We start from the raw sequence: 15131 nt of genomic DNA, 5'->3' as shown, positions 1-15131 counted from the left end.
CTCATCCAGAGTGCGAATAGAAACCCGGTGGAGAGCAACATGCGGCGCAACGAAACCAAGAACAACAACAAAAACACTATGAAGGAAAAAGCAAAGAACAAACCTTGACACCAGTGACCTGCTCATAGAAAACGCGCTTGTGGGAAGTTGGCTATGAGTCGGCGCGGTGGAGGGAGACGTGCGGCGGGTGGATGAGGGGGTACTGGTGGTGCTCGATGCGGACGAGCAGGCGGCGAAGGAATGGCGTGATCGACAGCGCGATGATGGGGACGAACACGACGGCGAGGGCAAACCAGAGCACAAGGGCGTGCCACTCCCACGTCCATAGCTGACGGGTGAGAGCGATGGGGTTGTGGCGGGCGGCGTGGATCAGCGCTTTGGCGGTGAAGGGCATGGGCGCGGTGTGGAAGATGACATCGCCGAACCGGATGAAGGGGATCAGAAGCAGGAGTTGGAGCGGGTAGACGGCGTGGTTGGCCAGTTGCGAGGCGGCCACGTTGAGGCGCAGGACGAAGGCGGCGGCGAGGCAGACGACGGTGGTGCTGCCGAGGACGGGGTTGATGCCGATCAGCAGGCCGACGGCGATGCTCCAGGCGAGTTTCCGCGGGGAGGCCCCCATGCGGAGCAGCGCGAAGATGGGAAGGGCGACACGGCGGTAAGCCCAGTTGTGATGGAGCGGCGGGGAGGCGGGTTGGGCGCTGGATGGGGTCACGTCGCTCGTCGTCACTGATAACAGGATAGACTGCGCAACGAGGGTTGTGTTCGTTATCGAGAGGCGGGAGTGGTCTGGTGAGTTTTCTGCGGTCTTTGGGACGAAGTATCCGGTTGGCGGGGATGTTTGCGGAGGCGGGGACGGAGCTTCTGGTGAAGCGTCCCAAGACGCGCGAGGCGCGGGCGGATTGGCTGCACCGGTTTGCGGCACGGGCGATTCGAGGGCTTGGCATTGAGGTCGACGTGGTGGGGACGTTTCCTGAGCGCGGAGCGGTGATCTCGAACCATCTGGGGTATTTAGACATTGTCGTGTTCGCGTCGCTGCATTCGTGCGTCTTTGTGTCGAAGGCGGAGCTGCAGGAGGTTCCGGTGCTGGGCTGGATGACGACCATGGCGGGGACGGTCTACGTCGCTCGCGGCCATGGCGGATCGGCGGTGAAGGCGCGCAGCGGGATGCAGGCGGCTGCGGATGCGGGGTTGCCGGTGGTGTTTTTTCCTGAGGGGACGACCACGAATGGGAGTGAGATGCTGAAATTTCACAGCGGTCTGCTGGCGCAGGCGATGGAGACCGGGATGCCGGTTACTGCCGCTTATCTACGGTATCGCCTGACCGCGGAGAACGATGCGACGGTGGCGGACGATGTCTGCTACTGGGGCGATGCGAAGATGCTGCCGCATATCTTCAAGCTGCTGGGATTGCGCGGGCTGCGGGCGGAGGTGCGGTTTGCGGAGAGGCCGATTAAGTTTTCGAGCGACGTGATGCACCGGAAGCTGGCTGCGATCGAGGCGCGGGCCGCGGTGGCGGGGTTAGAGGGCATGGTTGAAACTGCGGAGAGGTAAGAGGTGGAAACCCATATCTCAAAATCGAGATATGGGGCACCCGCACCCGGCTATTTGATTTGGGGGATGAGGGCAGTGAGGAGGCTGGTGAACTGGCGCTCGACGCGGCGACCGGTCTCCATAACTTCGGCGTGGTTGATGGCTTCGTTGAGGACTCCGGCGGCCATGTTGGTGACGAGCGAGAGACCGAGGACTTCGAGGCCCATGTGGCGGGCGACGATGACCTCGTGGACGGTGGACATGCCGACGAGGTCGGCTCCGAGAGTGCGGAAGGCGCGGATCTCGGCGGGTGTCTCGTAGCTGGGACCGAGGACGGCGAGGTAGACCCCTTCAGCTAGTGGGATGTTTTGCTTTGCGGCTTCGGTTTGGGCGAGGGCGCGCAGTTGCGGCGAGTAGGCGGTGGTCATGTCGAAGAAGCGTGGGCCGAACTTGGTTTCGTTGGGGCCCAGAGCGGCGTTGGAACCGGTGAGGTTGATGTGGTCGGAGATGGCGACGAGGCCGCCTTGTTGATACGAGGTGTTGATGGCTCCGGCGGCGTTGGTGACGATGAGCGATTTGCAGCCGAGCAGACCGAGGACTCGCGTGGGGAAGGTGACTTCGGAGAGAGGGTAGCCCTCGTAGGCGTGGACGCGACCCTGCATGACGGCGACGGGAACTCCGGCGATGGTGCCGAGGATGAGCTTGCCGGAGTGGCCTTCGACGGTGGATTGAGGGAAATGCGGGATGTCGGCGTAGGGAATGGTGGTGGGGTCTTCGACCTGCGAGGCGAAGTTGCCGAGGCCGGAGCCGAGGATGATGCCGAGGCGTGGGGTGAGGGGAGTAAGAGTGCGGATGCAGTTCGCGGCGGTGGTGGCTCGGGTGTAGATGTCGGTAAGGGTGGGGGCTTCGAGAGGTATTTCCATCTCCCTATTTATATCTAACTCGACAAGAGGGGATAGGTAAATGTGATTTCTGGCCCTTCGCGTCTTTCTCGTCTGTGTCTTATTGGAGAAGCTCTTCAAAAGAGAGAGGCCCTCTCCGATCTTCAGCGCGAGCTTTGCGTCAAAGATCGGCAGAGGATTTGCTGCTGTTGTAGCGCGTCTGGGGTTTAGTGTCCGTCGTGATCGGGGTCGCTCGAAGCTGCTGCCTGATGAGCCGCCGAACTGATGGAGACGGTGTCCTGGGCTGGGGTCTTTACAACGGGAGATGCTGTCGGAGCCGCTGGAGCGCTCTTCGGTTCGACCGGCGCAGGTGCCGGCGGGATACTGCTAATTGGTGCAAGACTCATAAATAGCTCCTTCTTAGGTCGTTATCGGCCAGCAGAAGCGACACGTCAGCAAATTTGGCGAAGATGAATCAATTGTCATTCTGGCTCTGATGTGAGTATTTGGCAGAGCTTTCAGTGGATGAGCATGGAGACGATGGCGGCGGACATGAGGTTGGCCAGGGTTCCCGCGACCATGGCGCGGAAGCCGAGGCGGGCGAGGTCGTTGCGGCGTTCGGGGATGAGAGCGCCGATGCCTCCGATCTGGATGCCGATGGAGCTTAGGTTGGCGAAGCCGCAGAGGGCGAAGGTGGTGATGGTGAAGCTGCGGGGTGAGATTAATGCTCGCTGTGCGCCGAGGTCGGTGTAGGCGATCAGCTCGTTGAGGACGGTGCGGGTGCCGAGCAGGTTGCCGACGAGTTTGGCCTCGTGCCAGGGGATGCCGATCAGCCATGCTACGGGAGCGAAGAAGAAGCCGAGGATTGCATTGAGGCTTACAGGGAAGGGAATGTGGTGCGGAGCGAGGAGGTTGTGGATGCCGCCGAAGATGCCGTTGGTGAGCGAGACCAGCGCGAGGAAGCTGATGAGCATGATGGCGACGTTGAAGGCGAGTGCGCCGCCGTCGATGGTGCCGCGAGCGATGGCTCCGATGAAGTTTTCGTTGCTGTGCTCTTCGCTGGGCGGCATCTTGACGATGCCTGCGGTGGCGGGGACTTCGGTCTCGGGGACGAGCATCTTGGCGATGAGGATGGTGCCGGGCGCGGTCATGATGACAGCCGCAAGTAAATCCGCCGCGTGGATGCCGTAGGCGATGTAGGCCGCCATGATGCCGCCGGAGACGTGAGCCATGCCCGAGGTCATGATGGTCATCAACTCGGAGTAGGTGGCTCCGTTGAGGAAGGGGCGGATGGTGAGCGGGGCCTCGGTCTGGCCCATGAAGATGCTGGCGGCAACGTTGGTGGACTCGGCACCGGAGATGCCCATGGTCTTTTGCATGACCCAGGCGAAGGCGCGGATGACGAGTTGCATGAAGCCGATGTAGTAGAGGACGGCGAAGAAGGCGGAGATGAAGATGATGGTGGGCAGGACGCGGAAGGCGAAGATGGCGACGGCTGTGTTGCTGCCGCCGAGTGGGCCGAAGACCATCTCGGAGCCGGCGACAGAGTGTTCGAGCAGCTGGTTGACAGCGCTGCCGGCGGCGGCGAGGAAGCGCTGACCGAGGGTGGAGTCGAGCACGATGAAGGCGAAGAGGAATTGCAGGCCGAGGCCCCAGGCTACGGTGCGCCAGCGGATGGCGCGGCGATTGGTGGAGAAGACGTAGGCGACGCCGATGAAGACGATGAGTCCTAGAAGACCGGTGAAACGAGCCAAAGGGTGCTCCTGCAAGGGTAAGGCGCGTGCGAAATCTTTGGGATGAGTGTACCGGGTGAAGGGGAGCTATCCAAAACGTTGCTGCAGCTTCGCCTGATTCGTCCTGACGGTCAAGGGTTACTGGAGGTGGGCGGAGGCGATGCCGAGGTTGATTTGGCCGTTGGAGACCGGTCTTTGCTTGAGGGCGTACATTCGCTTGTCGGCGATGCTGAGCAACCGGGTTGCGTCTTCAGCGTCATCGGGATAGATGGCGAGGCCGAAGCAGGCGGTCATGCTGAAGGATTGCCCATCAATATGGATGGGTCTTTGTACGGAGCTTTGAATCGTGCTCAAAAGCTGGTCGAGGACACGGTCGTCCTTGATGTCGGGAGCGATGAGGGTGAACTCGTCGCCACCAAGACGGGCGAGCGTGTTGTAGAAGGGGAGATCTTCTTGAAGGTTCTTTGCGATGCCGCAGAGGATCTGATCGCCGGCCTGATGTCCAAGGGCGTCGTTGATCTTCTTGAAGCCGTTGAGATCGAGGATCACCAGGGCAAGGTGGTCGTTGGCGCGGCGGCAGCGGGTGAGTGCGGCGTTGAGGTGGTCCTCGAAGGAGCGACGGTTGGGCAGACCGGTGAGGTGGTCGTGCAGCGCGAGCCACTGGTTGCTGGAGACCTGTTCTTCCAGCATGACGAGGATCATGCCGATGGTGATCAGGGTCTTCTGCATGTTCCAGACATGAGAGGCGATGTCGGCGTAGGAGCGGTAGGTGACGATAAAGGGATGCACAAAGAAACAGAGAGACCAGATGCCAAAGCCGGTGAGAATCGCCAGGCGTCCGGTGCTTTCGCGCGGCAGGCGCTGCTGATACTTTCGTGCGGCGACGGCGTAGACGCCGCAGAGGCTCCAGTAGACCGCCTTTCGGTAGTCGCCGTGGCTGATAAGGAAGGCGATGCCGAGCCATCCGGTGAGATGGAGCGCGGTGACGAGGAAGGTGCGGCGAAGATAAAGAGAGCTGGCGACAGCGATGATCAGGCCTGCAGCGATCGCTGGATAGTAAGAAGCGGGTTTGTTGACGTAGAAGCCGTAGAGAGTGTTGATGACGAGCAGGGGCAGCGTGTTGAGGGTGAGATAGATGAGCCGGACGCGGGCGGGAGTCGGATGTCTTCTGGCGTCCCAGGTGAAGACGACTCCGGCCAAAAGATAGCAGTTGAGGACGATGACGTGCAGGATGTGGTTGGGCAAGCCGTTCTTCGTGTAGAAGATATGGGCCGAGGATTCGACCAGGGTGATGAGCAGACCAAGGATCCAGATGTCTGCCTGTTCGTGGGGATGGCGCCTGCGCATGATGAGCAGGATGACGATGAGGATCGTCAGGGCTGAGAGATCGGGAAGGAAGGCGTAATTCATCAAGCTCCGCGGAAATAATGCGCAGGAAGATCGTTGAACGGGCCCAGATGGTTCCCCCCTGAGTTAGGGGGTATCGTTGTGTCGATTATCCGACAATCGGGTGCAGTCGCGTATTATTTTTTGTTGCCGGGAGAGATGCGGGCTGGATTGCCGACGACGGTTGCGCCGGGCGGGACGTCTCGGGTGACTACACTGCCAGCGCCGATGATGGCGTCGTCGCCGATGGTGACGCCGGGAAGGATGATGGCTCCGCCACCGATCCAGACGTTGGCGCCGATGCGGACGGGACAGCCGTTCTCGAGGCCGGCGCGGCGAGCTTCGGGAGAACGGGGATGATCGGCGGCGTAGATCTGGACGGCAGGGCCGATCTGGGTCTGGTCGCCGATCTCGATGGAGGTGACGTCGAGCAAAACGCAGTTGAAGTTGAGGAAGACGCCGCTGCCGAGGCGGATGTTGTAGCCGTAGTCGCAGTAAAACGGTGGCCGGATCGTGGAGCGTGGACCGCAGGCGGCGAGAAGCTGGGCGAGCAACGGGGCGTGAGTGACGGCGTGGTGGGGCGTGGTGTTGTATCGGTAGAGCAGCGCGGCGGCGTGGTTGCGGTCGGCGATGAGGATGGGATCGCTGGCGTCGTAGAGCTCGCCGGAGAGCATCTTTTCTTTTTCGGTTTTGCCTGGCTGCATGGTGTACCCCCCCTCCCCCCATAAAGTCCTAAAGTCTTCGAAGTAGATACTTTAAGTCTGGACTTCGGGTGTTGAAAAGTTTGACTTAAATGCGAAATCCGGCGGTAGCCGGACTGGATTTCGTTTTTCTCTTCTGGGTTAATTATAGCGGGCGTGTCAAGAGCGGCGGTTCAAAGGGGACGTGATCAGTTGGGGATCATGATGAACTCTTCGATTGCGACTTTTCGGCCTGCGGTCGCGTACGGAGAGCGGGGCAGGAGGGCGACGGTGATCTGGTCGAACTGTTTGATCGTGCTGGGTTTTGGAATCGGGAAGCTGACGGTCTCTTCGATGGGAGATGAGTTTTGAGGAGTCTGGCCGGGGGGGCCAGGAGCGATGGGTTTTATGCCGAGGCTTTGAGACGACTTTGATTTGGCATGGGAGTCCGTGAGAAGGATGCCGACCTGGGACGCTCCCAGCGAGACATCGTTGCGGAAGACGACCTGGAGCTCGCGGCAGCAGGAGAGGTCGACGGGAGCGGCGAGATATTGGTGCGCCTCCATGAGCAGGGGAGAGGTGTCGGTGGAGCGAACATTTACTTTGAGCGGATCTCCATGGGCGTTGCGAGCCAGGGGGCCGGGGGATTCGCCGGGGAACTTGAAGTACCAGTAGGGGCCGTCAAAGGGGATCACCCAGGGCCGGGCTTTGTGGCCGGAGCTTGCGTCTGTGTCTGTGCTGGGGGACGTCAACATCTTCTCTTTTTTTGGGAGCGGCCATAAGACGATGGTGCGATACCCGGCGGACGAAGTTTGCTGAGAGGCCTGCCTTGCGGCCTGAGACTTCACTGCGGACGGCTGCTCGAAGAGGGGATAGCGAATCTGACCGGGAACGGTTAGCGCTACGAAGGCGCATAGGAAAGCACATGCTATGAGCGCATAGGGACGCGGTCTTTGACGTGGGCGATCGCCGGTTCGTGATTGCGTTGCGATGATCCGCGAGGTTAGAAGGAAGGAGCCGGTTGCCAGAAGGAGGGTCGACAGAGATGTTCTTCCTGTCATGGCGGAGACCACCGCTCCATAGAGACAGAGCGAGGCTGCGACGGTGGCCGAGGAGATGGGCTCAAAATGGAGCTGGGTGATGAAGATATTTTTCTCGACCTCTTGATCGGAGCGACGTGGCGGGGCGTTAGTCATGCGACTTAAATAGAGCGCCATCAGTACCGCCGATGAGAAGGCGAGGATGGGTGCCCATAGGACTTTCTCCCGGAGAAAAATCATGATGGAAGGAAGAAATACCCAGCACCGGATGCCCCAGAGAGCAAGGCTGCGGAATTGATGGCGAGCGTTGCGCGGGAGCGCGATCCAGGTGCCGAAGGAGCCTGCCAGGCACGCGATCAAAATATAGGCGGCGGAGGTTAAGAGGCGAGCGCCGAGGGAGAGCGTATGGTTTTGCGGCGGTTTGCAGCCGAGGTAGCTGACGGCGATTGCGAGGTTCAGGCCGGTGAGCATCGCTAGCCAGCGGCGACGAGCGTTGACGGGGTGATCCGGGGTGCTTGCGAGGATTTCGGTATTGCCGATTTGCTGCAAGATGCACGCTCCCTTTGCGCTGCCAACGGTGTTGATTTATCCCGGGAGTGGAGCGGAGTTGCGGCGGTGCGAGAGAGGGAGCGCAGATGCGATGGCGGAGAAGAGGCCCAGAGCCAAAGGAATGCAGATGGCGACCAGGTAAGAGTTCGATTGGAGGCTCTCGGGATTCAACTCTCCCGGACCTATTTGTGAAGGCTTGAGGAGAAGCCATATTCCGGCGGTGGCTATAAAAAGAGTGTTGAGGCTGATCGACAGGCTGGCGAGAAGCCGGACCGCGGAGAGACCAGAGATTTGTTGGGAACGCAGGAAGAGATAGAGAAAGAGACCAAGCCAGACGAAGACGGTAGCTGGAATCATTTCAGCGATGCCGTGCAGGCCCGTGGAGTAGGGTAGATCGATTGACCCCCAGGGTTGAGGGAGAATGTGGGGCAGCCTGATTCTTGAGAGGCAAAGCCGCCAGGCGGGATAGAACATGCTCCACGCGAGGGAGAAGAGCAGAGCCAGTAGATAGTCACGAGATCTTCTGAGGACTCCAACGGCGATTGCGGACAGGACCTGGCGCCAGTACCAGCTCGGCGAGCGACCGGATTGAAGCTCTTCGGAGAGGTCGCCGGTGAGCGCTTCGCGGTGAGGCCCGAAGGTAAAGTGCTTGAGCAGCCAGCTTGCGAGAGCTACGGACTTTGCCTGCTTCATGCGAGTTCCTCCTTCGGCGACGGGAGCGACTTCCACAACTTGCTGAGGACCTTGCGGGTTTCGTTGACGGATTTGAGCCCTTGCCGGGTGACGCGGAAGTATCGCTTGGCTCTGCCGCCTCGCTCGGGAGTGGAGTCGCCGAGACTGGATGTGATGAGGCCCTTGATTTCGAGCCGGTCCAATGCGGCGTAGACGCTGCCGATGGAGACGTCGCGGCCACGCAGGGTTGCCAGCTCGCGGGAGAGAGGGACACCGTAGGCATCGTCTCCGAGATGAAGGATGGTGAGGAGAAGCATGAGTTCGAACTCGCCGAGGTAAGTATGCTCTCTCATATCTTCAATTATAGCGAAGAAATAATAATATTGTAAACAGAGGCCAAATGCGGTTGTAGCAAGCTTATGTTTTTTGTAGGCTGCTGAGATGGCGGAGGCTGGCTTCGAACGTTTGTGTCAGGTCTGTGGGGGTGGAGTGTTCGTCGACAGGGATGATTTCGCCGAGGCGTATCTCCAGATGGCTGGAGCGGAACCAGCCTGTTTGTTTTATTTGATCGAGGCCGATGAGGGCTATGGGGAGGACCGCTGCGCCGGACTGTTGCGCCAGCAGTCCGATGCCGGGACGGAAGGGGTGCAGCTTTGCATTGGGGCTGCGTGTGCCTTCGGGAAAGATCAGTACGGAGTAGCCTTTGTCCATTGCCTCGCCCGCGTGTTCGAAGCTCCGTTGAAAGCCGCGCTGACGGGGCAGGGGGAAGACGTTGAACAGTGCGGTGATGAGCCAGTAGCCTGCTGGGGCCAGTAGGTTGAAGAGGGTGTTGGATTGGTTTTGGCCGCGGCGGAGGTCGAACAGCATCTCGCCGGACATGGCAATTGCTGTTTGATGCCGCAGATGCGCAGGCAGGGCGTAGAGGATCAGGGCTCCATCGTAGGCGGTGACGTGATTGGCGATGAGGAGCAGGGGGCCGTGTGGAGTTTGGTTTGGTGGGCGCACGACTCGCGGTGCTGCGAGTAGCCAGATCAAGGGTCGCATGATGAGTTCGATGAAGGCGATGCGAGCGGCTTTGATGGGCCAGAGCCAGGGCCAGTGGGGATAGATGTGGTGGGGCGCAGTGAACTCTGGTTTAACTATTGGAGCTTGCGCGGGCGTGGCGTGGGCTTCGTCCGGGAGGGTTGCGATGGAGGGTTCTGCTGCGGGGGGAGCGGTCTCGCTGTGGAGTAGCTGGCGCAGATTGCCGAGGGTGATGGCCTTGGCGATGGCTTCGTCGCTGAGTTCGAGTTGGAGCTGCTGTTCGAGTTCGGACTGTAGCTGGACGCGTCCGAGGCTGTCGAGATGAAGGTCTTCGGAGAGGCGGAGTTGGTCGTTGGGATGGGAGATGGGTTCGCCGGTTACGGTTGCGATTAATTTGAGCAGGATGTCTGCGTCTGCATCAGTGGAGGGGGATGGCTGAGATTGTTGATTAAGGATGGTGCTGCAGGCCCATTGATTTACCTCTCTTCGCAAGAGCTTGCCGGTGGAGGTGTAGGGGAATTGCAGCTGCGGCCACTTCAGCACGCGGCGAATCTGCTGATGACTGGCGAGTGTGCGATTTGCGTTGGCGACTGCTGTTTGCAGCTCTTCTTCGCTTCCGGTGAAGAGGACGGTTGCCACTGGTTCTGCGCCGCTGGCTGCGGTCTCGTATGGAACGACGACGCATTCGCGTATGCCGGGCTGGGCGTTCATGGCTGCTTCGAGGTCGGCGGGGTGGATGTTCATGCCTGCGGCGGTGACGATGACGTCGCCTTTTCTGCCGAGGAAGCGCAGCTCGCCGGAGTTGCCTTGGGCTGCGAGATCGCCGGTTGCTAGCCACTCGCTCTCGCGGGGATGCATCTTGCCGCTCTGCCAGGTGGATGCGGCCAGCATGTCGCCACGCACTAAAATCTCGCCTTCGTCGCTGAGGCGCACTTCGCGGCCAGGGAGTGCCTTTCCGATGGTTCCGTGGGCTACGCGGAAGGGATGGTTGAGCGTGATCAGCGCGGCGGTTTCGGTCATTCCGTAGCCTTGTATCAGCGCGAGACCCAGTTGGTTCCAGAAGCGTTCAAGATCGGCGGAGAGGGTCGCGCCGCCGGAGATGATGGCCCAGAACTTCCAGCCGAGAGCGCGGTGGACGGAGCGAAATCTCCACCAGCGCTTCCAGGGAGAGAGGGTGTTGGCTTGCTCTAAATTTTCGGGGGAGAGGTGGAATTGCGACAGCAGATGGGCGCGCAGCAGGTGCAGCACGCGCGGCACGGCGATGAGGACGGAGATGCGTTCGCGGTGGATGAGGTGGGTCATGCGGCGGCCTTCGAGCTGGTCGACGAAATGGATCTCGGCGGCGAGTAGCGGAGGAATCCAGAGGCCCATGAACTGACCGAAGACGTGGCTGAGAGGGAGGGTGTGCAGGAAGCGGAGGGGATGGACCCAGCGCTCGTAGCGGCGATACTTTGCGATCTCGTCTTCGATGGGCTGAAGGCTGGCCAGCACGTTGCGGTGGGTGTGGACGATGCCCTTTGGCTCTGAGGTTGTCCCTGAGGTGAAGATGATTTGGAAAGGCGTTTGATCGTTGACGGCGCTGCTTACGGTGAAGTTTGGTTCGGTGGGGAGATGCGCGGCCATGGTTGAAAGATCGAGTTGGGGTATGTCTGTCTTCAGCGAGGCGAGCAGAGGCTGGTCGCCTGCTATGAGCCTGGGGGTGACGTCGTTCAAGATGTGTTGGGCGAAGGCGGGGGAGCCTGCGGTGTCGAGCGGTACGGCGATGACTCCACGGAGAAGGCAGCCGAAGAATGCGGCGATCCATTCGGCGGAGTTCGCGCCGTAGAGGATGACTCGCTCGCCGGGGACGATGTTGCGGCGGTCGAGCTCTGCGGCGAAACGGCCTGCGAGGTTTGCGATTTCGCTGTAGGTGGTTCGATAGCTGCGGTTGCCGCGATGGGACACCACCGCCGTCTGGGCAGCGTGCTGGCGAAACTCGTGCACGAGGCTGGCCAGATGAGCGCGCACGGTTTCATCATAGTGGTTATGGGGCAGGTCGCGTGACGATCTTGTGGATAAGGAGTGGGTGATATAAATGCGAAAGATGCAGCATTTTTCCAAAGAGATTTTTTCGCGGTTATTTTTATCCAGATGGCACGACGTTAGGGTTGAAGAAAGCATCCTAGGATAAACGCAATACTCCTTGTCCGATCAACTTATGAAATAAAGGGCCGTACGTTGAGGTGGCCTTCCATGTAGACGGACTTTAGATAGACCGGAGGTACGATGACCCTGTTACTTGTGCAGATGACTACCGTATTGCTGACCGCCCTTCTCTGTGGATGGATCGCGCGCAAGCTTGGCCAGGCCAGGGTTATCGGTGAGATACTGGGCGGCATTCTGATTGGCCCGTCGGTCTTTGGTCGCATCGCGCCACACAGTTGGGCAACACTATTTCCTCAAAGCTCCTTTGCTTCGTTCGAGATATTGAGCACGATCGGACTGATCCTTTTTCTTTTTCTGATTGGAAGTGAACTCGACTATGAGCACCTGCGCCAGCAGAGGGGAACGGCCACTCTTGCAAGCGGCATGAGTATCCTGTTCCCGTTCATCATGGCGGCGATGGTTGCTCATTCGCTGCGCATTCGATTTGCCCCGGATGGAATCGGCAGCATTCCCTTCGTGCTTTTCCTCGGCATCTCCATGAGCATCACAGCGTTTCCGGTGCTGGCCCGGATACTGGAAGAAAGAGGACTGCAATCGACGCCGCTAGGGACGACTGCGCTGATGTGCGCCGCAGTCGATGATGTATGCGCGTGGATGCTGCTTGCAATTGCGCTGACGCTGCTGCCTCATAGCGAGCACTCGATGGGCTTGCATTACAGGTTTCTGCTTTTGTGCGGATATCTTGTCGTCATGCTGGGCGTCGTTCGTCCGCTGGGGAACTGGCTGGTCAGACGCAAGGACAGCATTGCATTCTCTTATGAACTTCTGGGGATCATCGTCGCCATCGCTCTGTCTTCTGCTGCAGCGACGGAGGCGATCGGCGTGCATCCTCTGTTTGGCGCGTTTCTGGCAGGCGTCTGCTTTCCGCGCATCAAGAGTTGGCAGGTCGCAATTAGAACGCGTGTGGACACGATCGTATCTGTGTTGCTGCTGCCGCTCTTCTTTGCTTTGACGGGGATGCGGACGCGGCTGGATCTGCTCACCGGAAGCAGAATATGGTTCTGGATGGGAGTTGTCCTGATTGTCGCTGTTGCGGGAAAGATGGGAGGCGCGGTGCTCGCGGCGCGGTGGACCGGACAGTCGTGGCAGAATGCCGTAGCTTTGGGAGCTTTGCTCAATACTCGTGGCCTAGTGGAGTTGATTGTGCTGAATATCGCCTATAACGCTCACGTCTTTTCTCCGACGCTGTTTACCATGCTGGTTGTGATGGCGTTGGTTACGACCATGATCACGACGCCGGTGCTCAACCTGCTTGGTATTGAAGACCGGGGCCAGAAAGGCCACGACCTTGCCGTTTTGGCTACTGCCGATTGAGGCCGTAGACATCGTTGCGATCGACTGAGCAAATATCAGGTCAGGTCGTTTACTGTGACGATTTCGCGGATGAGGGGTTGGAGCTTTGGTGGGGTTGTGGAGATTTGTAAGGTTTTCTGGAGCATATGCTCGGGCTCGTCGAGAAGGGTTGCGTCTTCGGCGAAGATTGTGACGAGGGGCTGGTCCTTTTCTAATTTGTCGCCTCGCTTCGCGTGCATCTCGATGCCTGCGTGGGCGCTGACGGCGTCGCCGGGTTTGGCGCGGCCTGCGCCGAGACGCTGGACGGCCCAGCCTACTTGTTTGCAGTCCATGCTGCTGAGGTAGCCGTCTTGTGACGCCGTGAGAGTGCGCGTGGCGGTGGGTTTGTGGAAGGCTGCGGGGTCTTCGAAGATGGTGATGTCGCCGCTCTGGGCTGCGATGATCTTGAGCCAGGCTTGGTAGGCTTCGCCGCTGGCTAGTATTTCGTCGGAGAGATTTGCGCCTGATTCGGGGGTGTCGGCGCGGCCTGCGAGATGGAGCATCCAGCCGGAGAGGATGTTCGAGAGTTCGATGAGGTCGGCGGACATGGGGTGGCGCTTGCCCTGCATGATGTCGACGCACTCCCAGACTTCGATCCAGTTACCGGAGAAGCGGCCTAGAGGCTCGTCCATTGATGTGAGGAGCGCGGCGGTGCGGGTGCCTGAGGCTTCGCCGGTGCGGACCATGAGCTCGGAGAGGAATTTGGATTTTTCGTAGGTGGGCATGAAGGCCCCGCTCCCTACTTTGACGTCGAGGACGAGGGCGTTGAGGCTTTCGGCGAGCTTCTTGCTCATGATGCTGGCGCAGATGAGGAAAGGGGATTCGACGGTGCCGGTGTGGTCCCGGAGGGCGTAGAGGATGCGGTCGGCTGGGACGACGCGTGGGGTCTGGCCGATGAGGGCGGCTCCGCATTCCTTTAATACAGATGTGAGTTGCTGGAGATTGAGCTGGGTGTTGAAGCCGGGGATGGTCTCTAATTTATCAAGCGTGCCGCCGGTGTGTCCTAGGGAGCGGCCGCTGATCATGGGGACGCAGATGCCGGGGACTCCGCCGGGCTTGGGCTTCGATAGACCTGCGGCGGCCAGGATGGGGGCGATGAGCAGGGAGGTCTTGTCGCCGACTCCGCCGGTGGAGTGTTTGTCTATCGTGAAGGTGTGGAGGGGCGTGGCGTCGAAGGTTTCGCCGGAGAAGCGCATGGCGGTGGTGAGCGTGGCGAGCTCGCGGGTGTCGAGGCCGTGCTGGAAGATGGCCATGAGGAGGCTGGCGATTTGGGCGTCGGTGACGAATTGTTTTTCCGGCGTGCGGTCTACGAGGGCGCGGATGAAGGATTGGATCTCGGCGTCGGTGAGGGCGAGGCCGTCGCGCTTGTGGAGGATGACATCGATGGCATGGATGGTCATGGCTTGTCTTATCTATTAGAGCAGGATTGGGAGAGGGAGCTAAGAGCAACTGCAACGGCAATGGATTGATCGTTGCGCCCTTTGGGATTCACTCCGGCCTTCGGCAGAGCGGAGGCCGCTTCGCGGCGGTTTTTTTAGACGCGAGGCTGAAGCCTCGCTGTACCTAGCTGCGACTACTACTACGGCAACAACTGCAACGGTGGCAGGAAAGCTTTATGGCTTGAGATGGAAGGCCGAAGGCAGAAGATCGGCGATGGGGAGCTGGTCGAAGGTGCCGTCTTGTTTGGGGAAGAATATGAGGGTGTGGGGTGTGCTGAATTCCAGGATGGTTTGGCGGCAGGCTCCGCAGGGTTGGCTGGCGGCGTTGTTGAGGTTGGCGACGGCGATGGCGCGGATGCGGATAGCCGGGCCGTGGAGGCTGACGGCTGAGGCGATGGCGGCCTGCTCGGCGCAGGTGGTGAGCCGGTAGGAGGCGTTTTCGACGTTGCAGCCGGTGACGATGGAGCCGTCTTCGAGGAGAACGGCTGCGCCTACGCGGAAGTGGCTGTAGGGGGCGTAGGCGTTTTTGGCGGCTGCGGCGGCTTTCTGCTGAAGCTGGTCGATCAGGGACGGCGTTAGGTCGGTTGCGGAGTTCGACGGCATGTTTGTGAGGCTAATGGGTGGGTATCCAGATAGGCAAGTGAGGGGCGGCTAATGGTTA

14 protein-coding genes are annotated in these 15131 nt (G+C 60.0%); 2 read left to right on the top strand and 12 right to left on the bottom strand.

The features are described from left to right. Positions 1-151 precede the first annotated feature (151 nt). Positions 152-712, bottom strand: a complete 561-nt coding sequence (locus tag VMU57_RS00660; RefSeq protein ID WP_325379739.1) for a DUF2062 domain-containing protein — start codon at positions 710-712, stop codon at positions 152-154. 77 nt (positions 713-789) lie between these two features. On the opposite strand from VMU57_RS00660, the gene VMU57_RS00655 reads away from it, so the two are divergent. Next, positions 790-1551, top strand: coding sequence for a lysophospholipid acyltransferase family protein (locus VMU57_RS00655; RefSeq protein ID WP_325379737.1), 762 nt, complete (start codon positions 790-792; stop codon positions 1549-1551). Between the two features lie 50 nt (positions 1552-1601). On the opposite strand, the gene VMU57_RS00650 is transcribed toward VMU57_RS00655, so the two are convergent. The 9 genes from VMU57_RS00650 to VMU57_RS00610 form a co-directional block, all read right to left on the bottom strand. Then, entirely contained in the window at positions 1602-2453 is an 852-nt protein-coding gene (locus tag VMU57_RS00650) for a purine-nucleoside phosphorylase (RefSeq protein WP_325379735.1), read from the bottom strand. A 185-nt stretch (positions 2454-2638) separates the two neighbouring features. Next, the gene (locus tag VMU57_RS00645; RefSeq protein ID WP_325379733.1) at positions 2639-2818 is read right to left on the bottom strand and encodes a hypothetical protein; all 180 of its coding nucleotides are present in this window, start codon (positions 2816-2818) and stop codon (positions 2639-2641) included. Between the two features lie 111 nt (positions 2819-2929). Then, the gene (locus VMU57_RS00640; protein WP_325379731.1) at positions 2930-4165 is read right to left on the bottom strand and encodes a NupC/NupG family nucleoside CNT transporter; all 1236 of its coding nucleotides are present in this window, start codon (positions 4163-4165) and stop codon (positions 2930-2932) included. Positions 4166-4282: 117 nt separating this feature from the next. Beyond that, complete coding sequence (locus VMU57_RS00635; RefSeq protein WP_325379729.1) at positions 4283-5554, bottom strand: diguanylate cyclase domain-containing protein; 1272 nt, start codon at positions 5552-5554, stop codon at positions 4283-4285. 113 nt (positions 5555-5667) lie between these two features. Further along, on the bottom strand, positions 5668-6234 hold the full coding sequence (locus tag VMU57_RS00630; protein ID WP_325379727.1) for a sugar O-acetyltransferase: 567 nt from the start codon (positions 6232-6234) through the stop codon (positions 5668-5670). 185 nt (positions 6235-6419) lie between these two features. Further along, the gene (locus VMU57_RS00625) at positions 6420-7799 is read right to left on the bottom strand and encodes a hypothetical protein (RefSeq protein WP_325379725.1); all 1380 of its coding nucleotides are present in this window, start codon (positions 7797-7799) and stop codon (positions 6420-6422) included. Positions 7800-7835: 36 nt separating this feature from the next. Then, on the bottom strand, positions 7836-8492 hold the full coding sequence (locus tag VMU57_RS00620; protein ID WP_325379723.1) for a hypothetical protein: 657 nt from the start codon (positions 8490-8492) through the stop codon (positions 7836-7838). Further along, positions 8489-8824 (bottom strand): PadR family transcriptional regulator, encoded by a 336-nt coding sequence (locus tag VMU57_RS00615; RefSeq protein ID WP_325379721.1) that lies wholly within the window; start codon positions 8822-8824, stop codon positions 8489-8491. The genes VMU57_RS00620 and VMU57_RS00615 overlap by 4 nt, the downstream gene beginning before the upstream one ends. Positions 8825-8888: 64 nt before the next feature. Beyond that, the gene (locus VMU57_RS00610) at positions 8889-11501 is read right to left on the bottom strand and encodes an AMP-binding protein (RefSeq protein ID WP_325379719.1); all 2613 of its coding nucleotides are present in this window, start codon (positions 11499-11501) and stop codon (positions 8889-8891) included. A 258-nt stretch (positions 11502-11759) separates the two neighbouring features. Between VMU57_RS00610 and VMU57_RS00605 the strand changes: the two genes are divergently transcribed. Continuing rightward, positions 11760-13013, top strand: a complete 1254-nt coding sequence (locus tag VMU57_RS00605; protein WP_325379717.1) for a cation:proton antiporter — start codon at positions 11760-11762, stop codon at positions 13011-13013. 35 nt (positions 13014-13048) lie between these two features. Here the strand turns inward: VMU57_RS00605 and VMU57_RS00600 are convergent, their stop codons facing one another. Continuing rightward, entirely contained in the window at positions 13049-14431 is a 1383-nt protein-coding gene (locus VMU57_RS00600; protein WP_325379715.1) for a thymidine phosphorylase, read from the bottom strand. A 213-nt stretch (positions 14432-14644) separates the two neighbouring features. Then, positions 14645-15073, bottom strand: coding sequence for a cytidine deaminase (gene cdd / locus VMU57_RS00595; protein ID WP_325379713.1), 429 nt, complete (start codon positions 15071-15073; stop codon positions 14645-14647). Positions 15074-15131 lie beyond the last annotated feature (58 nt).

This window comes from Edaphobacter sp., from assembly GCF_035532915.1.
Classification (GTDB): Bacteria; Acidobacteriota; Terriglobia; order Terriglobales; family Acidobacteriaceae; genus Edaphobacter.
The sequence above is the reverse complement of the archived record's forward strand: the minus strand, read 5'-3'. Positions and strand labels throughout refer to the sequence as shown.

Excerpts from the sequence above, each read along its gene's own strand:
- VMU57_RS00650 (WP_325379735.1), bottom strand. The coding sequence starts at position 2,453 with ATGGAAATACCTCTCGAAGCCCCCACCCTTACCGACATCTACACCCGA.
- VMU57_RS00645 (WP_325379733.1), bottom strand. The coding sequence starts at position 2,818 with ATGAGTCTTGCACCAATTAGCAGTATCCCGCCGGCACCTGCGCCGGTC.
- VMU57_RS00635 (WP_325379729.1), bottom strand. The coding sequence starts at position 5,554 with ATGAATTACGCCTTCCTTCCCGATCTCTCAGCCCTGACGATCCTCATC.
- VMU57_RS00630 (WP_325379727.1), bottom strand. The coding sequence starts at position 6,234 with ATGCAGCCAGGCAAAACCGAAAAAGAAAAGATGCTCTCCGGCGAGCTC.
- VMU57_RS00620 (WP_325379723.1), bottom strand. The coding sequence starts at position 8,492 with ATGAAGCAGGCAAAGTCCGTAGCTCTCGCAAGCTGGCTGCTCAAGCAC.
- VMU57_RS00615 (WP_325379721.1), bottom strand. The coding sequence starts at position 8,824 with ATGAGAGAGCATACTTACCTCGGCGAGTTCGAACTCATGCTTCTCCTC.
- VMU57_RS00605 (WP_325379717.1), top strand. The coding sequence starts at position 11,760 with ATGACCCTGTTACTTGTGCAGATGACTACCGTATTGCTGACCGCCCTT.
- VMU57_RS00600 (WP_325379715.1), bottom strand. The coding sequence starts at position 14,431 with ATGACCATCCATGCCATCGATGTCATCCTCCACAAGCGCGACGGCCTC.
- cdd (WP_325379713.1), bottom strand. The coding sequence starts at position 15,073 with ATGCCGTCGAACTCCGCAACCGACCTAACGCCGTCCCTGATCGACCAG.